The sequence below is a fragment of the Pseudomonas solani genome, assembly GCF_026072635.1.
GTDB classification, from domain to species: Bacteria; Pseudomonadota; Gammaproteobacteria; order Pseudomonadales; family Pseudomonadaceae; genus Metapseudomonas; species Metapseudomonas solani.
Map to the genome: position 1 here is coordinate 2,571,893 of NZ_AP023081.1, position 18,358 is coordinate 2,590,250.

Genomic DNA, 18,358 nt, shown 5'->3' on the forward strand with positions numbered 1-18,358 from the left:
CGCTCCTCAGCCTTTCGGCTGCCAGTCGTCCGGGATCACCGCGATCACATCGATCTCCATCAGCCACTGGGGCTGGCCCAGGGCCGAGACCACCAGGCCGGTGGAGATGGGGAACACGCCCTTCAGCCATTTGCCCACTTCCTGGTACACCGGCTCGCGGTAGCGCGGGTCGATCAGGTAGGTGGTGGTCTTGACGATGTGCGAGAGGTCGCTGCCGGCTTCCTCCAGCAGCTGCTTGAGGTTCTTCATGGCCTGCTCGGTCTGGGCGCGCGGGTCGCCCAGGCCCACCAGGTTGCCCTCGAAGTCGGTGCCGACCTGGCCGCGCACGTACACGGTATTGCCGGCACGCACGGCCTGGCAGAGGTCGTTGTCCAGGGTCTGGTTGGGGTAGGTGTCCTTGGTGTTGAACATGCGGATGCGGGTGTGGGTGGGCATCAGCTGACTCCCATGATGCTGGCTTTAGGGGGTTGCGGCTCGCGGTAGCCGTCCTGGCTGCTGCCGTTGAGGCCGGCGTCTGCCTGGCGCTGCGAGGCGTCGCGGTATTCGAGGTACTTGCGTTGCGTGGCGATGTGGCCGGCGATGTGCTTGGCGTCGTGCCACACGCCCCAGATGAAGGTGGAGCCCCGGCGCGACAGCCAGGGCAGGCCGAGGAAGTACACCCCCGGCTCGCTGGAGACGCCGCGCTGGTGCTTGGGCTTGCCCTTGTCGTCGAAGGCGTTCACCTGCAGCCAGCTGAAGTCCACGGCGTAGCCGGTGGCCCAGATGATCGAGGTGATGCCGGCCTCGGCCAGGTCCAGTCCGAGGATCGGCCGGGTGATGCATTCCGGGTCCGGCAGCGTGCGCCGCGCCTCCGGTTCTTCCGGCAGGTCGAGGCCGTTGCGGGCGATGTAGGCGTCGGCGGCGTCCAGCAGCGACAGGTAGTTCTCGTCGCCCCGGGCGATGTTCTCCGCCAGGTCCGCCTGGAAGCGCACCTTGCCGCCCGCGAACGACTGGGTCAGGCCGACCAGGGTGATGCCTTGTTGGGCCAGGGCGCGGAAGTCCACGGTGTGGCCGCCGCGGGCACCGCTGACGGCGATGGTGACGTGCTCGCGACCCGGCTGCGCGGCTTCCGCGTCCCACAGGCCGAGCACCCCCAGCCACCAGCAGAAGTCACGGTTGCGGTAGGAACGTGGCGGACGGTCGTGGGCGCCCACCGAGAGGTAGACCTGGCGCCCGGCGCGCTGCAGCTCGTCGGCGATCTGCACGCCGGAGGAGCCGGCGCCCACCACCAGCACGGCGCCGGCGGGCAGCTGCTGCGGGTTGTAGTAGGCGGCCGAGTGGAGCTGGTGGATGCTGCCTTCCGCCGGTGCGATGGCGGGGATCACCGGGCGCTGGAAGGGGCCGGTGGCGGAGACCACGCGGTTGGCCTGGATCACGCCGATGGAGGTCTCGACGGTGAAACCGGGGCGGTCGGGGTTGCGCACCACCTTCTTCACCTCGACGCCGGTGCGGATCGGCGCGTTGATCTGCTGGGCATAGGCGACGAAGTAGTCCGCCACCTGCTCCTTGCCGGGGAAGTCGTCCGGGCCGACGTCGAATTCGCGCCCCGGGAAGCGGTCGTGCCAGGCCGGGCCGTTGGCCACCAGGGAATCCCAGCGGCCCGTGCGCCAGGCTTCGGCGATGCGCTTGCGCTCCAGCACCAGGTGCGGCACGCCGAGCTTGCCCAGGTGTTCGCTCATGGCCACGCCGGCCTGGCCCGCGCCAACCACGAGCGTATCGATTTCTATGGTTTCAACTGTCATGTCTCTGTCCTTCTGCAGGCGATTCGCGGTGGTCGGGTCGGTGCTGCGTGCACGCTGTTCAGTGCCGGAAGCGGGTTCGACGGTGACGCGGGCCGGGGGCGGGAGGAGCGACGGGGCGCGGGTGGGGGGCATGCTGCACGTCCTCGTCGACCGTCTGCGCGGTCCAGGCTTTGTGAGTCGAGTGCAGTGGATGGTGCGATAGAGCGGTGCCGAGGAAAATTATTAAAAATATGCTCGCTGGATAAGAAAAAGCTCGGCAGGGCAGACCCTTCCGCAGCGGCGCCTGGGGTATGTTTCACCGAGGGATTGCTCCCACCCATAAGAACCAGCCGCGCGGCCATGACCGAGGCGGCGAGCGACATGCCGAGGTGCCCCGTGGCGAACTACACCCTGCGACAACTCAAGTACTTCGTGACGACGGTGGAGTGCGGCAGTGTGGCCGAGGCCTCGCGCAAGCTGTACATCGCGCAGCCGTCCATCTCCACCGCCATCAAGGGGCTGGAGGAAAGCTTCGGCGTGCAGCTGTTCATCCGCCACCACGCCCAGGGCGTGTCGCTGACCCCCAGCGGCTCGCGCTTCTACCGCAAGGCCCAGGACCTGCTGCGCATGGCCTGGGAGTTCGAGCAGAACGCCCTGGCGGTGAACGACGTGGTGGCCGGGCAGATCGACATCGGCTGCTTCGAGACGGTGGCGCCGCTGTACCTGCCCGGGCTGATCGCGGGCTTCCGCGAGCGCTACCCGGGGGTGGAGATCCGCATCGGCGACGGCGAGCAGCAGGAGTTGGTGCAGGGGCTCACCGCCGGGCGCTTCGACCTGGCGATCCTCTACCAGCACGAGCTCGACGCCACCATCGAGACCGACCCGCTGATGCCGCCGCAGCGGCCCTATGCGCTGCTGCCGGAGAACCACCGCTTCGCCCGCCAGGCCGAGGTTTCCCTGCGTGACCTGGTGCTGGAACCGATGATCCTGCTGGACGTGCAGCCCAGCCGGACCTACTTCGTCAGCCTCTTCGAGGAGCTCGGCCTGACCCCGAATATCGGCTTCAGCTCGCCCTCCATCGAGATGGTGCGCGGCATGGTCGGCCAGGGTTTCGGCTTCTCGGTGCTGGTCACCCGACCCCATTCCGAATGCACCTACGACGGCAAGAAGGTGGTGATGGTGGACATCGCCGAAGCCGTGACCGGCTCCGGCCTGGTGGCCGCCTGGCTCAAGCGCGCCCAGCTGACCAAGCCGGCGCAGATGTTCGTCGACTACTGCAAGGAACACCTGCCCGGCGGCAGCGCGCCGGTGCCCTCCCCGGGCGATTGACCACCGGTGGGAGCGAATTCATTCGTGAAAGCGGCGTCTTGCGGTTTGTAGGATGGGTAGAGCGAAGCGAAACCCGTGCGGTTACGGGTCGCTCCGCATCGATGGGTTTCGTACCTCTACCCATCCTACGAAGAGCGCCGGTGCCTGGGGCTAGGCCTCAACCCGCCCCGCATCTTCCAGCAACGCCTTCAACCGCTCGCCATCCAGCGCCGGGCAGATGCCTTGCGGCTTCTGCATCACGGCATCCTCGGCGGCGAGCATGGCGTTGAGGATGGCCTCGTCCGTGCTTTCCACCGCCGCCAGGTAGAGGGCGTCGATGTGCTCGTCGTTGAGGCATTCCAGGCTGAAGCGCCCACCGGGGGTGAGCTGGGGCAGGGCGCGCGGGTTGGCGACGCTGAAGGCGAGGAAGATGTCCCCCGAGTTGTTGCCCCCGGGGTACCGCCCAGGCCGACGCCGAGGCCGGCGCGCTGGGCCAGGCGGCGCAGCTGGTGGGGCAGCAGCGGGGCGTCGGTGGCGAGCACGACGATGATCGAGCCGCGCTCGCGGTCCAGCCCCTGGGGCTGCTCGCCCAGGGCCTTGCCCACCGGCACGCCGAGCACCTTGAGCCAGTCGCGCTGGCCGTGGTTGGCCTGCACCAGGGCGCCCAGGGTGTAGGCCTGGCCGTCGATCTCCAGCACCCGCGAGGCGGTGCCGGTGCCGCCCTTGAAGCCGTAGCAGATCATGCCGTTGCCGCCGCCGACGTTGCCCTCGGCGATGGCGCCGTCGCGGGCGTCGGCCAGGGCGGCCAGGGCATCGGCCTCGGTGACGTGCTGGCCGTTGATGTCGTTGATCACCCCGTCGTAGGTCTCGGCCACCACCGGCATCGCCCACAGGTGGTTGGCCTCCCAGGCGCCGGCGTAGTGGTCGATGGTCCAGCGTGCGGCGGCGTGGTGGACGATGCCGACGCTGTGGGAGTTGGTGATGCACAGCGGGCCGACGAAGTAGCCGCCGTGCTCGATCCAGTGGGTGCCGGTCATCTCGCCGTTGCCGTTGAGGGCGTGGAAGCCGGCCCACACGGGTTGCGGCTCGGGCTCCAGGCCACGGGGGAGGATGGCGGTGACCCCGGTCTTGATGGGTTTGCCGTTGGCGGCGACGCCGTCGAGGGTGCGGTAGCCGACGCGCACGCCGGGTACGTCGGTGATGGCGTTGTTGGGGCCGGGCCGGCCGGGGACGGCCAGCCCGAGTTCACGGGCGCGTGGTTTAGCCATGGGCATTCTCGGCAGGGGAAGTGGCGGGCTTGCGGTTGCGCAGGTAGAGCCCGAGGGAAGCGATGACCAGCGAGGCGATCAGCAGCAGGGTGGCGATGGCGTTGATCTCGGGCTTGATGCCGCGGCGGATCATTCCGTAGATGAAGACCGGCAAGGTGGTGGAGTCGACCCCGGAGATGAAGTAGGTGATCACCAGGTCGTCCATCGAGATGATGAAGGCCAGCAGCGCACCGCCGAGCACGCCGGGGAGGATCTGCGGCAGGGTGATGCGGCGGAAGGTGGTCCAGGGCGAGGCGCCGAGGTCGGCCGAGGCTTCTTCCAGGCGCGTGTCCATCCCCGCCAGGCGGGCGCTGACGATGAGGAACACGTAGCTGATGAGGAAGGTGCAGTGGCCGATGATGATCGACGTCTTGCCCAGGGGGATGCCGCTGTTGACGAAGAAGATCAGCAGGGCGATGCCGAGGACGATGTCCGGCATCAGCATCGGCAGGAACAGCAGCACCCGGTAGAAGCCCTGCAGGCGGAAGCGGTAGCGCGCCAGGGCGAGGGCGGTGAGGGTGCCGATCAGGGTGGAGATCACCGTGGTGCTCAGGGCCACCGTGAGGCTGGTACGCAGGGCGGCCACCAGCTGGTCGGTGGATTCCACGTAGAGCGCGTTCTCGTTTAGCGAGCTGGAGAAGCCGAACAGGGTGCGGTACCAGTCCAGGCTGGCGCCGCTCCAGATCATCATGTTCACCGGGTTGGCGTTGAACGAGTAGGCGACGATCAGGGCGATGGGCAGGTACAGGAAGGCGAAGAAGGCCAGGCTGTAGCCGCCGAGCAGGCCGCGCCCCAGGCGGGCGATGAGGGCATTCATACCAGACCCTCCCTGCCCTGGGCGCGTGACTGCCAGCGCACGTAGAGCAGCAGGAACACCAGCATCGCGGCCATGATCAGCATCGCCAGGGCGGCGCCGAAGGGCCAGTTGCGCGCGGCGAGGAACTGCTGCTCCACCAGGTTGCCGATCATCACCACCCGCGCGCCGCCCAGCAGCGAGGGCACGATGAAGTTACCCAGGCTGGGGATGAAGACGATGATCGAGCCGGCGGCGATGCCCGGCAGGGTCAGCGGGAAGACGATGCGCCAGAAGCTCTGCCAGCGGCTGGCGCCGAGGTCGGCGGAGGCCTCCAGCAGCTTGCGGTCGAGCTTCTCCACGCTGGCGTAGATGGGCATGAACATGAAGGGGATGAAGATGTAGGTCATGCCGATCAGCACGGCGGTTTCGCTGTAGATCAGGTTCAGCGGCTGGTCGGCCAGGCCCAGGGCCTGCAGCGCCAGGTTGAGGAAGCCGGTGGGGCGCAGGATCAGCACCCAGGCGTAGAGCCGCACGATCAGGCTGGTGAAGAACGGCAGGGTGATGAGGAAGAGGAAGAAGTTGCGCCGCCGTTCCGGCTGCCGCGCCACCCAGAAGGCTGCCGGGTAGCAGACCGCGAGGGTCAGCACGACGGTCATCGCCGCCAGCTTGAACGAGCGCAGCAGGATCTCCAGGTAGACGATGTCGAACTCTTCGTTGCTGCCGTCGGCCCAGCCGAGGATGCGGCCGAAGTTGTCCGGGTAGAAGGACCATTCCACGCCGCCGTACAGGCCCGGCTCCAGCAGGCTGTAGAGCGCCATGATGGCCATGGGCACGAGGAAGAAACCGACGATCACCAGGGTCGCCGGGCTGAGCAGGCCGACCAGGCGCAGGCGCGTGCGGGCCGCGAGGGAAAGCGAAGTCATGGGCGGTTCTCCTAGGCCAGCAGCAGGTGCGGGGCGTCGGTGGCGTACCACAGCTGCACCCGGGCACCGGCTTCGAGCGTGCCCATCAGCTCCCGCGAGGGTGCGCGCAGCACTGCCTTCACCGGGCTGCCGTGCTGGGTGCGCACGCTGAGTTCGAAGTCCTTGCCGATGAACACCTGTTGCAGCACGCGGCCCTCGAGGCAGGCATGGCGCGCCGGGTCGCCCGGGCAGGCGAGGTGGAACTGCTCGGGGCGCAGCATGGCCTGGAGCTTCTGTCCCGGTGCCAGGTCGGCGCGGCGCAGGCGCAGGGTGTCGCCCTGGGCGGTGAGGAATTCCACGGCGTCGCCGTGGTGGCGGGTGACGCTGCCGTCGAACAGGTTGCTCTCGCCGATGAAACCGGCGACGAAGGCGTTGGCCGGGCGGTCGTAGATGTCTTCCGGGCTGCCCAGCTGCTGCACGTGGCCGCCGTTGAGCACGACGATGCGGTCGGACATGGTCAGCGCTTCTTCCTGGTCGTGGGTGACGAAGACGAAGGCGATGCCCAGCTCGCTCTGCAGGTTCTTCAGCTCGCGCTGCATGCTCTGGCGCAACTGGCGGTCGAGGGCCGAGAGGGGCTCGTCGAGCAGCAGCAGGGCGGGCTTGTTGACGATGGCGCGGGCCAGGGCGATGCGCTGCTGCTGACCGCCGGAGAGCTGGCCGGGCTTGCGCTTCTCCAGCCCGGCCATGCCCACCAGCTCCAGGGCGTCGGCCACCTGGCGGTTGCGCTGGGCCTTGGCGACGCCACGGATGTCCAGCGCGTAGCCGACGTTGTCGCCGACGCTGAGGTGGGGGAACAGGGCGTAGTTCTGGAACACCGTGTGCACCGGGCGCAGGTGCGGGGGCACCTCGTTCATCTGTTGGCCCTGGATGCGCAGCTCGCCGCCGTCGAGGGCCTCGAAGCCGCTGATCACCCGCAGCAGGGTGGTCTTGCCGCAGCCGGAGGGGCCCAGCAGGGTGACGAATTCATTGCCGCCGACGCACAGGTCGACACCATCGAGGGCGCGCACGGCGTGGCCCTCCGGGGCACGGTAATGCTTCACCGCAGCGGTGATCTGGACCACCGGTGCACTGTTGACGATGCAGGTCATGGAGAACTCCGGCGGGTGCTGGCGCACCCGCTCTCTTGCTGGCTCAGTTGGCGGTGCGCACGCGGGTCCAGGCGCGGTCGAATTTCTTCAGGTCCTTGCCCAGGTCATTGAAGATCTGCAGCTTGGCCATGACGTCGGCCGGCGGGTTGACCTGCGGGTTGTCGCGCAGCTCGGCCGGCAGCAGTTTCAGGGCTTCGCGGTTGGGCGTGCCGTTCATCTGCTGCTGGGTGTTGAGGGCGGCGATCTCGGGGGTGAGGAAGAACTCCATGAAGCGCTTGGCGTTGGCCTTGTTCGGCGCGCTCTTGAGTACGCACATGTCTTCCTGGTACATCGTCGCGCCTTCCTTGGGGATGACGTAGGCGAGGTTTTTCGGGTCCTGCTTCACGTACATCATGGCGCCGACGAAGTAGTGTGCGGCGGCCACGTCGCCCGACTGCACCATGGGCACGCTGTCGTAGGTGAAGGCCGAGACCAGCGGTTTGCGCTCCAGCAGCCATTGCTCGGAGACCTTGAGGTCGGCGGCGTCCGTGGTGTTCACCGACTTGCCGTTGACGATCAGGCCGACGCCGAGGGTTTCACGCATGTCGTCGAGCATGATGACCTTCTTGCCGGACTCGGCCAGGGCGAAGAAATCCGCCCAGGATTCGATCGGCCGATCCACCTTGGTCTTGTTGTAGAAGATGCCGACGGTGCCCCAGGCGTAGGGCAGGCACTGCTCGCCCTTGGGGTCGGACTTGGCGCGGAGGAAGGCCGGGTCGATGTTGGCGAAGGCCGGGCTGGCGCCGATGTCGGTCTTCTCCAGCAGGCCCAGCGCGGACAGGGTGTCGTGCATGTGCACCGAGGGGAATACGATGTCGTAGCCGGTGGCACCGGCCTGCAGCTTGGCGAGCATCTCCTCGTTGCTGCCGTAGGTGTCCAGTGAGACCTTGACGCCGGTTTCGGCGGTGAAGCGCTTGAGGACTTCGGGGTTGATGTAGTCACCCCAGTTGTACAGGTGCAGTTCTTCGGCGGCGTGGCTGCTGCCGGCGGCCAGCAGCAGGGAGCCTGCGAGCAGGCGGGACGCGAGGCGTCGCAGGGGGTGACGCGAGGTTGGAGCGGGCATGTTCCTGTTCTCCGTTCTGGGCCCTGCGCGGTTTGGCTCGGGCCTGGCTGGGGCAGCTCTTGCATGGCCTTGCGGCCGAAGTGAAAGCGGAAGAATCGGTGTTTTTATTTTTTGCCTCGCCGTGGAGCATAAAGTATGTTTCTTCCATTGATCAATACGTTGACATTAATCTTCCAATAATCGACAGGGAACCGGGCATGCTGGACAGCAAAGTGGAGCAGATCGACGGAAAGCTCACGCCGAACGAACGCACCCTGTGGGCCTATATCCAGGCGAACCTGGAGACCATCGCCTTCGAGAGCGGGGCCAGCCTGGCGGAGAAGAGCGGGGTCAGCCCCAACACCGTCAGCCGCTTCCTGCGGCGCCTCGGCTACAAGGGGCTGAAGAGCCTGAAAGAGGAGCTGCGCGACGACATCCGCGTGCAGTCGCTGCTCAACACCACGCTGATCGAGCGGGTGGAGAAGCAGCCGGACGACCTGCTCGCCCACCTCAACGAGGAGATCGATGCGCTGGTCAGCTTCGGCAGCCAGCTCAACAGCCAGCACTGGCAGGACATCGTCACCCGCGTGGCCGGCGCCGAGCGCGTGTTCGTCTGCGGCTTCCAGACCATCCGCGGCCTGGCCGAGGACTTCGCCAGCCGCCTGTCCCTGGTGCGTTCGGGGGTGGAGTTTCTCGACCTCTACCGCGGCGTGCTGGGCCAGTGGGTGGACAGCCGCGACGAGCGCTGCTGCGTGGTGCTGATTGATATCGCGCCCTATGCCGATGTCGGCATCGCCTTCGCCAACACCCTCAAGGAGGACACCGACCTGGTGGTGTTCACCGACGAATACGGCATCGCCCGGCACATCTCCACGCCCTGGATCGTCACCATGAAGACCAAGACGGGGCTGATCCTCGAATCCACCGGCGGCCTCACCAGCGCCCTCAACGTGTTGCTGCACTGCGTCGCCGCCCAGCGCAAGGGCGAGCTGAAGGAGCGCCTCGGCGCCTATCGCGCACGGGTGGAAAGCCTGCAGCTGTACCGCACCTGATCCCCCGGTTGCCCGAGCCGGGCACGGCTCACCCCGGCTGGCGCCCAGCCGGGGGCTTGCACAAGTTGTCCGGAATTATCCCCTTTTGTCCGTTTATATCGTTCTGCCCCTTCGCCCCCGCTGACAGAATCAAAGGCGTCGAGGGCCTTTGCGCCATGCGAAAAGCCCAATAAGAACAATCTCTTAGAGCTTGCGATAAGCATGTCCAGTGCGATCAGCATCGACCGTGTCTGCATGGAGTTCGGCGATCCGGGGCAGGGCGTCCGCGCCCTGGACGAGGTTTCCCTGGAAATCCGCGCCAACGAGTTCTTCACCCTTCTCGGCCCCTCCGGCTGCGGCAAGACCACCCTCCTGCGCCTGATCGCCGGTTTCGAGCAGCCCAGCTCCGGTGCCATCCGCCTGTACGGCGAGGAGATGCAGGGCCTGCCGCCCTTCCGCCGCCCGGTCAACACCGTGTTCCAGAGCTACGCGCTGTTCCCGCACATGACGGTGGCGCAGAACATCGGCTTCGGCCTGGAGATGCAGGGCCGCCCCAAGGCCGAGATCGAGGCCACGGTGCAGCGCATGCTGGAGCTGGTGAAGCTGCCGGACGTGGGGCGGCGCCGCGCCGACCAGCTCTCCGGCGGCCAGCAGCAGCGCATCGCCCTGGCCCGCGCCCTGGCCAGCCGGCCCAAGGTGCTGTTGCTGGACGAGTCCCTCTCGGCGCTGGACCAGAAGCTGCGCAAGGACATGCAGATCGAGCTCAAGCGCCTGCAGCACGAGACCGGCATCACCTTCATCTTCGTCACCCACGACCAGGAAGAAGCCCTGACCATGTCCGACCGCATCGCGGTGATGCACAAGGGGCGCATCCTCCAGGTCGGCAGCCCGACCGAGATCTACGAGGCACCGGTGGACCGCACCGTGGCCGACTTCATCGGCGAGACCAACTTCCTCGATGCCGAGGCCCTGGACAGCGGCGTGCGCCTGGCCGACGGGCAGGTGCTCGACGCCCCCGGCGAGCGCCGTGGCCCGGTGACCCTGGCCATCCGCCCGGAGCGCATCGCCATCGACCTGGACGGCAACCTCGAAGGGGAGGTGGAGACGGTGGTCTACGTCGGTACCGACACCCTCTACCTGCTGCGCGTGGCCGGGCAGAGCGGCTTCCGCGTGCGCCGGCAGAACCGCGACGGCGCCGGTGGCTGCCTGGAGGCCGGCACCCGGGTGCGCCTGCAGGTGCCTGCCAGCGCGGTGCGGGTGCTGCCGCGATGAGCAGCCTGCGCGCCCAGGCCGAGGCCCGCCAGCTGCGCCGGCGCCTGCTGCTGGCCGCGCCGGCCATGTTCACCCTGGGCCTGTTCCTGCTGCTGCCCCTGGGCATCATGCTGCTGGTTTCGCTGCTGCAGTCGGGGGACTACGGCGGCGTGAAGTGGGGCCAGTACTCGCTGGAGGCCTACGTCAACTTCCTCTACGAGCGGGACCTGGACGACAGCCTGGTGTTCAACACCGACTACCTGCAGATCTTCCAGCGCTCCTTCTGGCTGTCGGTGATGACCACTACCGGCTGCCTGCTGATCGGCTTCCCCACCGCGCTGTACCTGGCGCTGCAGAACGAGCGCAAGCGCAACCTGCTGCTGTTCCTGGTCACCGTGCCCTTCTGGACCAACCTGCTGGTGCGGGTCTACGCCTGGATCCTGTTGTTGCGCAACGGCGGCCTGGTGGACAGCGGCCTGCACGGGCTGGGGCTGACCGACAAGGCGCTGGGCATCCTCTACACCGACGGCGCGGTGATCATAGGCCTGCTCTACACCTTCCTGCCGTTCATGGTGCTGCCCATCTACACCAGCCTGGAGAAGCTCGACTGGCGCCTGGTGGAGGCGGCCTTCGACCTGGGCGCCAACCGCTTCCAGGCCTTGCGCCGGATCATCGTGCCGCTGGCGATGCCGGGGGTGATGGCCGGGGTGATCCTGGTGTTCATCCCCTCCCTGGGCAACTACATCATTCCCGAGCTGCTGGGGGGCGGTAAGTCGCTGATGATCGGCAACCTCATCCAGCTGCAGTTCGGTGCCTCGCACAACTGGCCGCTGGGCGCAGCGCTGTCCTTCGCCCTGCTCGGCTTCGTGCTGCTGGCGATGCTGCTCTACAGCCTGCGCTTCAAGCCGGGCACCGCCGGAGGCCACCCATGAACCTGCAAGGCCCGCTCTGGCGCTTCACCGGCGTGCGTCCCACTGCCTGGCTGTTCTTCGCCTTCCTCTACGTGCCGATCCTGGTGCTGGTGGCGCTGAGCTTCAACGGCGGCCAGTCGGCGACCATCTGGGAGAGCTTCAGCCTCAAGTGGTACGCGGTGGTGGCCAACGACCCGGAGATCGTCCGCGCGGCGAAGAACTCGCTGCTGGTGGCCACCTTCGCCACCCTGATCGCCACCACCCTGGCCACCCTCGCCGCCCTGGGCATGCGCGGCCGCGCCTTCCGTGGGCAGACCGCCATGAGCGGCGTGCTCGGCCTGCCGCTGCTGGTGCCGGAGATCGTCACCGCCGTGGCCACGCTGATGTTCTTCGCCTTCATCGGCCTGAAACTGTCGCTGTTCACCATCCTCATCGCCCACGTGGTGTTTTGCATCCCCTTCGCCTACCTGCCGATCCGTGCGCGGCTGGAGGGCATGGACCCGCGCCTGGCCGAAGCCGCCGCCGATCTCTACGCCTCGCCCTGGAAGGCCTTCTGGAAGATCACCTTCCCCCTGCTGATGCCCGGCATTTTCTCGGGGGCGATGCTGGCGTTCATCATTTCCATGGATGACTTCGTCATCACCTACTTCGTTGCCGGGGCCGGCGCGACCACCCTGCCGGTGTACATCTTCAGCTCCATCAGGATGGGCATCTCGCCGAAGATCAATGCGATTTCCTCGATCATCCTGGTGATTTCCATAGCGTTCGTTGCGTTGTCCTACTACATCGGCCAGCGCAAGCGCTGAGCCCCAAGGAGCCCGTCATGACCCGTACCACACCGCTCGCGCTCTCCCTGCTGCTCGCCCTGGGCCTGTCTGGCACCGCCCAGGCCGCCGGCACCCTGCACCTGGCCAACTGGTCGGACTACTTCCCGCCGGAACTGCTGAAGAAATTCGAGAAGGACACCGGTATCAAGGCCACCCTGGACGCCTACGACAGCAACGAGACGCTGCTGGCCAAGCTCAAGGCCGGCGGCGGCGCCTACGACGTGGTGGTGCCCTCGGACAGCTTCATCCAGATCATGGCCACCGACGGCCTGCTGCAGACGTTCGACAAGACCAAGCTGCCCAACCTGAAGAACCTCAAGGCCAACTTCCAGAACCTCGACTTCGACCCGGGCCACGACTACAGCGTGCCCTACCTCTGGGGCACCACCGGCTACAGCTACGACAGCAAGCAGGTGCCCGGCGGCAGCCTGGAAGAGAGTTGGAAGCCCTTCTTCGAACCGCCGGCCGAGCTCAAGGGCAAGGTGGTGGCGCTCAACTCCATCGAAGACCTGTACATCGCCGCGTCCCACTACCTGGCCATCGACCAGTGCACCGAGGACCCGAAGGACGCGAAGAAGATCCAGGACCTGCTGCTGGCGCAGAAGCCGCTGCTGGCCATGTACAACAGCGACGGCACCATCGAGCGCATGGCTGCCGGCGAGGTGGCCATGCACATGCAGTGGAACGGCGCCTACCACCGCGCCCACGCCCAGCGCGACAGCCTGGTGTACGTCTACCCGAAGGAAGGCATCCACGTGTTCATCGACAACTTCGTGATCCCCAAGGACGCGGCCAACGTCGAGGAAGCCCACGCCTTCATCAACTGGATGATGCTGCCGGAGAACATCGCCGCGGCCTCCAACTTCGCCAAGTACAACAACGCCATCGAAGGCTCGGCCACCTTCATGGAGAAGGAGCTGTTCGATGACCCGGCGATCAACACCCCGCAGGACAAGCTGGAGCGCCTGAAGACCTTCAAGCTCTGCTCGCCCAAGGCCCTGAGCCTGCGCAGCAAGGTATGGACCAAACTGAAGAAATGACCGGCTTCCGGCCCGCCGCCGGGCGGGCCGGACCACCCCGAGCCCCCTGGCGCGTCGACGGGAGCGACGTGCCGGCCACCTGCGCCCTCCGGCGCCCATGCACAAGAACAAGAGAGTGAACCGCCATGCCCCGCATCACCTGCCTTAGCGCCATCCCCCGCAGCGGCCGCTTGCCCGCCAGCTGACCCGGGGCCGATACGGCCCGCCCCTCGACGCACGACGCGCCCGACGATCCACCCCTGAGCGCCTGCCTGGCAGGTGCCCGCGAGGTATTTCCATGAGCAAAGCCTTCGACGATTTCACCCACAGTGCCCAGGGCACCCACCTGCGGCGCATCCTCGGCCTGCCCGCCCTGGTGTTCTTCGGCCTGGTGTACATGGTGCCGCTGACGGTGTTCACCACCTATGGCGTGGTCACCGAGATCACAGGCGGGCGCACTGCGCTGGCCTACGTGGCCACGCTGGCGGCGATGATCTTCACCGCCTTCTCTTACAGCTTCATGGTGCGCAAGTACCCGGTGGCGGGCTCGGCCTATTCCTATGCCAGCCTGAGCTTCGGCCCGGCGGTGGGCTTCCTCGCCGGCTGGTCGCTGCTGCTCGATTACCTGTTCCTGCCGATGATCAACTACCTGGTGATCGGCCTGTTCCTCAACATCGCCTTCCCCGCCGTGCCGGCCTGGGCCTTCGTGGTGGCGGCGGTGGCCCTGGTCACCCTGCTCAACCTGCGCGGCATCGGCTCGGTGTCGGGCATGAGCAACGCCATCGTCGGCGCGCAGCTGGTGTTCGTGGTGGTGTTCCTGGCGATGTCCGCGCGCAGCCTGGGCGGCGGCGAGGTGGACCTGATGGCGCCGCTGCTGGGCGATGGTACCCAGCCCGGCCTGGCGCCGCTGATGGCCGGCGCGGCGGTGCTGTGCCTGTCCTTCCTCGGCTTCGATGCGGTGTCCACCCTGGCCGAGGAGGCCCGCGACCCGCGCCGCGACATTCCCCGCGCCATCGTCATGACCACCGTCACCGCCGGGCTGCTGTTCATCCTCCTGGCCCTGGTGAGCCAACTGGTGTTCCCCGGCAGCGCCTTCAAGGACCCGGACGCGGCCGCCACCGAGGTGATGCTCAAGGCCGGCGGCAGCCTGCTCGAAGCGCTGTTCACCGCGGCCTACGTGGCCGGTGCCGCTGGTTCCGCCCTGGCGTCCCAGGCCTCGGTGTCGCGCATCCTGTTCAGCATGGGCCGCGACGGCATCCTCCCGCGCCGCGTGTTCGGCCGACTTTCGGCGCGCTACCGCACGCCCACCCTGTCGATCCTGCTGGTGTCCCTGGTTTCTCTGCTGGCCATCGTCATCGACCTCACCACCCTGGCCTCGATGATCAGCTTCGGCGCCCTGGTGGCCTTCTCGGTGGTGAACCTGGCGGTGATCCGCAGCCACCTGCTGGACGGCCAGCCCCACGGCCTCGGCGACAGGCTGCGCTACGGGCTGATGCCGCTGATCGGCTTCGGCCTGATCGCCTGGCTGTGGACCAGCCTCTCGGCGCTGACCCTGGGCATCGGCCTGGCCTGGTTCGCCGCCGGCTTCATCTACCTGGCCTGGCACACCGGCGGCTTCAGGCGGCCGGCGCCCCAGGTGCAGTTCTCCGAACACTGATCGAACCGACCATTCACCCAGCCTCCCAAGGAGCCGGACATGCTGACCCTCTACAGCGACGACCATCACCTGCACCACGGCAAGCACGAACTCATCGGCGGCCAGTTCACCCCCTGCTTCGAGAAGCCCAGCCGCGCCGACATGGTCCTGGACCGCGCCAAGGCCGTGCAGCTCGGCGCCATCCAGGCGCCGCAGGACTTCGGCCTGGCGCCGATCCTGCGGGTACACAGCGAAGGCTTCGTGCGCTTTTTGCAGAACGCCTGGGCCGACTGGCAGGCGAAGGGCCGCAGCCACGACATGCTGCCCATCGCCTGGCCGAGCCGGCGCCTGCGCCAGGTGGAGCCCACCGACATCGACGGCCGCCTGGGCTACTACTCCTTCGACGCCGGTGCGCCCATCACCGCCGGCACCTGGCAGGCCATCATCAGCTCGGCCAACGTCGCCCTCAGCGGCCAGGCCGAACTGGCCAAGGGCGCACGCGGGGTGTTCTCCCTGTGCCGCCCGCCGGGCCACCACGCCGCCGCCGACTACATGGGCGGCTACTGCTACCTGAACAACGCCGCCATCGCCGTGCAGGCCTTGCTGGACAAGGGCGCCAAGCGCGTGGCGGTGCTCGATGTCGACTACCACCACGGCAACGGAACCCAGGACATCTTCTACGACCGTGCCGATGTGCTGTTCACCTCGATCCACGGCGACCCGCGCTTCGAGTACCCCTACTTCCTCGGCTTTGCCGACGAGAAGGGCGAGGGCGCGGGCAGGGGCTTCAACTTCAACTACCCGCTGGCCGAGGGCAGCGACTGGGCGGTGTGGAGCCAGGCCCTGGCCGACGCCTGCCGGCAGATCGCCGCCTTCGCCCCGGACGCGCTGGTGGTGTCCCTGGGTGTGGACACCTTCAAGGAGGACCCCATCTCGCAGTTCAAGCTCGACAGCCCGGACTACCTGCGCATGGGCGAGATCATCGGCCAGCTCGGCCTGCAGACCCTGTTCGTGATGGAGGGGGGTTATGCGGTGGAGGAGATCGGCATCAACGCGATCAATGTGCTGCAGGGGTTCGATGGGGTGGCGTGAGGTCGTCGCGGCCAGGGCCCCGGATGACCGCTTTCGTAGGATGGCGTAGAGCGAAGCGAAACCCATCATGCACAGGCACGTTGGGTCCTACCCGGCATGCGCCTCCTCTCTTTCGCAACAGCAAATCCCCAACGAAAAACGGCCCCGCAATGGGGCCGTTTGGAGGGCGGGGGTTGGATCAGTTGACCCGCTCGACGAACTCGACGTCGATCTCGCGGCCCATCAGGTCGCGGTCCACTTCACCGGTGAGCTTGACCTGGGCCTTGTCGTCGATGGCGTGGGGCGGCCAGTCTTCGTCATCGATCTCGACCTTGATGGTGCCGGTGGCGTCCTTGAATTCGTAGATATCGCCCTTGATGCGTTTGACGATCTGGCCCTGGAGCACCACGGCGGCGTCGTCGGCGGCTTCCATGGCGGCGGCCACGGTGGTGACCTGGGGCGTGGAGCCGGGGCCGGTGTAGCTGGAGGCCAGGGCGGCGGTGGAGAACAGCGGGGCGATGAGCAGGGCGAGGTACTTGGCGTTCATGGGGTTGATCCCGTTCGATGTGGTTGACGGGATCAGGCTATGGCGCGGCGCTGAAGCCAGGCTTAAAACAGCCTTAAGCGAAGCTGAATGCCGTTAGCCGCGCTCAGGAGCGTCGGTGTTGTCGGCCTTGCGGAACACGTAGAAGAGGTTGGGCTCGCTGACCATGTAGATGTCGCCGCGCTCGTCCATGGCCACGCCTTCGGCCCGGGGGATGCGCTTGGCCAGGCCATTGAGCCCACCCAGCAGGCTGATGAAGCTCACCGGCTCGCCGGTCTCGTCCAGCTCCAGCAGCAGGTTCGATTGCGCCGAGAGCACCAGCAGGTGGCCGGTGCGCGGGTCGACGCTGAGGGCCGAGAGGTTGCGCATGCCCAGGCCGTAGCCGGGGAGCGGGCGCAGGGCGCCTTCCAGGCGACGGCTGCCGTCGCTGTTCAGGCTGAACATCTCCGGCGTGCGTTCCTTGCCCAGCAGCAGGCGGCTTTGCGCCGGGTCCCAGGCGATGCCTTCGAAGCCCTTGTTGCCGGAATCCGGGAAGCCCAGGTCGAACTCGTCGCCCTGGGTTACGTCCAGCTCGCGGGTCAACGGGTCGAGGCGGAAGATCGACAGGCTGCGGCGGCGCTCGTCGGTCACCGCGACGTTGCCGTTCTCCAGCACCGCCACGCCTTCGGGGTTGGAGAAACCCTTGAGCGGAATGCGCCGCAGCACGTCGCCTTCGCGGGTCAGCTCCACCAGTTGCGGCACCTTGCCGGTGACGGTGAACAGGGTGCCGGTGACCGGGTTGTAGGCCAGGTCGGAGGTTTCGTCGTTCTCCAGGCCCGCCAGGGGCTTGCCCTGCAGCACCGCCTTGTAGCCCGGCAGCCAGATGCTGGCGGCGCGCTCGCCCTTGCTCAGGTTGCGTTCGCTGAGCCAGAGGGAGGCGCGATCGTCGAGGTGCAGATAGCGGATGGAGGCGACGCAGGCCGCGAACAGGACCAGAAGGGTGCAGGTGCGGAGATTGGGGCGGGGAAAGGTCATGGCCATTGGCTACGGCTTCGGCTGGTGGCGGTAAGATCGTCTGCCACCGCCGAAGTTCCCTGGCGGCTTCAGATGACGCCGCTGTCGAACGAAGAATGACCGACCAGTTCCAGCACCAGGGCATCGCCCTTGTTCAGCGGGCCGACGCCCACCGGGGTGCCGGTCAGCACCACGTCGCCCGGCTGCAGGCTGAAGTGCTGGCTGATGGCCTGGAGCAGCGGCAGCACCGGGTTGAGCATGTCGCTGCTGTTGCCGTCCTGGCGCACTTCGCCATTGATGGTCAGGCGGATGCCGATGTCGCTCAGCTCCTCGATGGCGTCGCCCGGTACGAAGGGCGCCAGCACGCAGGCGCCGTCGAAGGCCTTGGCGACTTCCCAGGGCCAGCCCTTCTCCTTGAGCTTGGCTTGCACGTCGCGCAGGGTCAGGTCGAGGGCCGGGGCGAAGCCGGAGATGGCGTCACGGGCCTCTTCCAGGCTGGGGTTGCGCGACAGCGGCTTGCCGATCAGCACGGCGATCTCCGCTTCGTAATGCACCACGCCACGGTCCTCGGGAATGGAGAAGCCGCCTTCGATGGGCACCACGCTGGAGGCCGGCTTGATGAACAGCAGCGGCTCGGTGGGCACCGGGTTGTTCAGTTCCTTGGCGTGCTCGGCGTAGTTGCGGCCGATGCACACGACCTTGCCGAGGGGGAAATGGATGCGGGTGCCGTCGACGTACTGGTGCTGATAGCTCATTTACCGACTCCTGAACGG

17 protein-coding genes and 1 pseudogene are annotated in these 18,358 nt (G+C 67.2%); 8 read left to right on the forward strand and 10 right to left on the reverse strand.

The features are described from left to right. Positions 1 to 6: 6 nt before the first annotated feature. Both PSm6_RS11605 and PSm6_RS11610 read right to left on the reverse strand, forming a co-directional pair. Positions 7 to 435, reverse strand: coding sequence for a RidA family protein (locus PSm6_RS11605; protein ID WP_021218265.1), 429 nt, complete (start codon positions 433 to 435; stop codon positions 7 to 9). Further along, entirely contained in the window at positions 435 to 1,781 is a 1,347-nt protein-coding gene (locus PSm6_RS11610) for a flavin-containing monooxygenase (protein ID WP_265170244.1), read from the reverse strand. Before PSm6_RS11610 ends, PSm6_RS11605 begins: the two co-directional genes overlap by 1 nt. Positions 1,782 to 2,156: 375 nt before the next feature. Between PSm6_RS11610 and PSm6_RS11615 the strand changes: the two genes are divergently transcribed. Continuing rightward, positions 2,157 to 3,089, forward strand: coding sequence for a LysR substrate-binding domain-containing protein (locus tag PSm6_RS11615; protein WP_265170245.1), 933 nt, complete (start codon positions 2,157 to 2,159; stop codon positions 3,087 to 3,089). A gap of 150 nt (positions 3,090 to 3,239) precedes the next feature. Here PSm6_RS11615 and PSm6_RS11620 read toward each other — a convergent pair. The 5 genes and pseudogenes from PSm6_RS11620 to PSm6_RS11640 all read right to left on the reverse strand — a co-directional run bounded on the left by PSm6_RS11620 (position 3,240) and on the right by PSm6_RS11640 (position 8,323). Next, a pseudogene (locus PSm6_RS11620) lies at positions 3,240 to 4,342 on the reverse strand (DmpA family aminopeptidase). Continuing rightward, the gene (locus PSm6_RS11625) at positions 4,329 to 5,192 is read right to left on the reverse strand and encodes an ABC transporter permease (protein ID WP_043244902.1); all 864 of its coding nucleotides are present in this window, start codon (positions 5,190 to 5,192) and stop codon (positions 4,329 to 4,331) included. Before PSm6_RS11625 ends, PSm6_RS11620 begins: the two are co-directional and overlap by 14 nt. After that, positions 5,189 to 6,094: an ABC transporter permease gene (locus PSm6_RS11630; protein ID WP_021218270.1), complete on the reverse strand. Its 906-nt coding sequence runs from the start codon at positions 6,092 to 6,094 to the stop codon at positions 5,189 to 5,191. The genes PSm6_RS11625 and PSm6_RS11630 overlap by 4 nt, the downstream gene beginning before the upstream one ends. A gap of 11 nt (positions 6,095 to 6,105) precedes the next feature. Then, entirely contained in the window at positions 6,106 to 7,221 is a 1,116-nt protein-coding gene (locus PSm6_RS11635) for an ABC transporter ATP-binding protein (protein ID WP_265170246.1), read from the reverse strand. A gap of 43 nt (positions 7,222 to 7,264) precedes the next feature. After that, complete coding sequence (locus PSm6_RS11640) at positions 7,265 to 8,323, reverse strand: polyamine ABC transporter substrate-binding protein (RefSeq protein WP_043244905.1); 1,059 nt, start codon at positions 8,321 to 8,323, stop codon at positions 7,265 to 7,267. 197 nt (positions 8,324 to 8,520) lie between these two features. On the opposite strand from PSm6_RS11640, the gene PSm6_RS11645 reads away from it, so the two are divergent. The 7 genes from PSm6_RS11645 to PSm6_RS11675 all read left to right on the forward strand — a co-directional run bounded on the left by PSm6_RS11645 (position 8,521) and on the right by PSm6_RS11675 (position 16,069). After that, on the forward strand, positions 8,521 to 9,354 hold the full coding sequence (locus tag PSm6_RS11645) for a MurR/RpiR family transcriptional regulator (RefSeq protein ID WP_021218273.1): 834 nt from the start codon (positions 8,521 to 8,523) through the stop codon (positions 9,352 to 9,354). A 201-nt stretch (positions 9,355 to 9,555) separates the two neighbouring features. Beyond that, positions 9,556 to 10,605, forward strand: a complete 1,050-nt coding sequence (locus PSm6_RS11650; RefSeq protein ID WP_184488351.1) for an ABC transporter ATP-binding protein — start codon at positions 9,556 to 9,558, stop codon at positions 10,603 to 10,605. Then, positions 10,602 to 11,516 (forward strand): ABC transporter permease, encoded by a 915-nt coding sequence (locus tag PSm6_RS11655; protein WP_265170247.1) that lies wholly within the window; start codon positions 10,602 to 10,604, stop codon positions 11,514 to 11,516. Before PSm6_RS11650 ends, PSm6_RS11655 begins: the two co-directional genes overlap by 4 nt. After that, positions 11,513 to 12,301 carry an ABC transporter permease gene (locus PSm6_RS11660; protein ID WP_021218276.1) on the forward strand — a complete coding sequence of 263 codons (789 nt, stop codon included), beginning with the start codon at positions 11,513 to 11,515 and terminating at the stop codon, positions 12,299 to 12,301. Before PSm6_RS11655 ends, PSm6_RS11660 begins: the two co-directional genes overlap by 4 nt. Positions 12,302 to 12,318: 17 nt before the next feature. Then, on the forward strand, positions 12,319 to 13,362 hold the full coding sequence (locus PSm6_RS11665) for an ABC transporter substrate-binding protein (RefSeq protein ID WP_265170248.1): 1,044 nt from the start codon (positions 12,319 to 12,321) through the stop codon (positions 13,360 to 13,362). 277 nt (positions 13,363 to 13,639) lie between these two features. After that, the gene (locus PSm6_RS11670; RefSeq protein WP_265170249.1) at positions 13,640 to 14,998 is read left to right on the forward strand and encodes an APC family permease; all 1,359 of its coding nucleotides are present in this window, start codon (positions 13,640 to 13,642) and stop codon (positions 14,996 to 14,998) included. A 39-nt stretch (positions 14,999 to 15,037) separates the two neighbouring features. Then, the gene (locus tag PSm6_RS11675) at positions 15,038 to 16,069 is read left to right on the forward strand and encodes a histone deacetylase family protein (protein WP_043246949.1); all 1,032 of its coding nucleotides are present in this window, start codon (positions 15,038 to 15,040) and stop codon (positions 16,067 to 16,069) included. A gap of 178 nt (positions 16,070 to 16,247) precedes the next feature. Here the strand turns inward: PSm6_RS11675 and PSm6_RS11680 are convergent, their stop codons facing one another. From PSm6_RS11680 to PSm6_RS11690, 3 genes are all read right to left on the reverse strand, one after another. After that, positions 16,248 to 16,595 (reverse strand): NirD/YgiW/YdeI family stress tolerance protein, encoded by a 348-nt coding sequence (locus tag PSm6_RS11680; RefSeq protein ID WP_021218280.1) that lies wholly within the window; start codon positions 16,593 to 16,595, stop codon positions 16,248 to 16,250. Positions 16,596 to 16,688: 93 nt separating this feature from the next. Beyond that, complete coding sequence (locus PSm6_RS11685) at positions 16,689 to 17,606, reverse strand: SdiA-regulated domain-containing protein (RefSeq protein ID WP_148304384.1); 918 nt, start codon at positions 17,604 to 17,606, stop codon at positions 16,689 to 16,691. 68 nt (positions 17,607 to 17,674) lie between these two features. Continuing rightward, entirely contained in the window at positions 17,675 to 18,340 is a 666-nt protein-coding gene (locus PSm6_RS11690; RefSeq protein WP_021218282.1) for a fumarylacetoacetate hydrolase family protein, read from the reverse strand. Between the last annotated feature and the right edge of the window lie 18 nt (positions 18,341 to 18,358).

Coding starts and splice junctions, on each gene's coding strand:
- PSm6_RS11650 (WP_184488351.1), top strand. CDS start 9,556: ATGTCCAGTGCGATCAGCATCGACCGTGTCTGCATGGAGTTCGGCGAT.
- PSm6_RS11670 (WP_265170249.1), top strand. CDS start 13,640: ATGAGCAAAGCCTTCGACGATTTCACCCACAGTGCCCAGGGCACCCAC.
- PSm6_RS11655 (WP_265170247.1), top strand. CDS start 10,602: ATGAGCAGCCTGCGCGCCCAGGCCGAGGCCCGCCAGCTGCGCCGGCGC.
- PSm6_RS11660 (WP_021218276.1), top strand. CDS start 11,513: ATGAACCTGCAAGGCCCGCTCTGGCGCTTCACCGGCGTGCGTCCCACT.
- PSm6_RS11635 (WP_265170246.1), bottom strand. CDS start 7,221: ATGACCTGCATCGTCAACAGTGCACCGGTGGTCCAGATCACCGCTGCG.
- PSm6_RS11610 (WP_265170244.1), bottom strand. CDS start 1,781: ATGACAGTTGAAACCATAGAAATCGATACGCTCGTGGTTGGCGCGGGC.
- PSm6_RS11685 (WP_148304384.1), bottom strand. CDS start 17,606: ATGACCTTTCCCCGCCCCAATCTCCGCACCTGCACCCTTCTGGTCCTG.
- PSm6_RS11640 (WP_043244905.1), bottom strand. CDS start 8,323: ATGCCCGCTCCAACCTCGCGTCACCCCCTGCGACGCCTCGCGTCCCGC.
- PSm6_RS11675 (WP_043246949.1), top strand. CDS start 15,038: ATGCTGACCCTCTACAGCGACGACCATCACCTGCACCACGGCAAGCAC.
- PSm6_RS11605 (WP_021218265.1), bottom strand. CDS start 435: ATGCCCACCCACACCCGCATCCGCATGTTCAACACCAAGGACACCTAC.
- PSm6_RS11680 (WP_021218280.1), bottom strand. CDS start 16,595: ATGAACGCCAAGTACCTCGCCCTGCTCATCGCCCCGCTGTTCTCCACC.
- PSm6_RS11690 (WP_021218282.1), bottom strand. CDS start 18,340: ATGAGCTATCAGCACCAGTACGTCGACGGCACCCGCATCCATTTCCCC.
- PSm6_RS11665 (WP_265170248.1), top strand. CDS start 12,319: ATGACCCGTACCACACCGCTCGCGCTCTCCCTGCTGCTCGCCCTGGGC.
- PSm6_RS11645 (WP_021218273.1), top strand. CDS start 8,521: ATGCTGGACAGCAAAGTGGAGCAGATCGACGGAAAGCTCACGCCGAAC.
- PSm6_RS11625 (WP_043244902.1), bottom strand. CDS start 5,192: ATGAATGCCCTCATCGCCCGCCTGGGGCGCGGCCTGCTCGGCGGCTAC.
- PSm6_RS11630 (WP_021218270.1), bottom strand. CDS start 6,094: ATGACTTCGCTTTCCCTCGCGGCCCGCACGCGCCTGCGCCTGGTCGGC.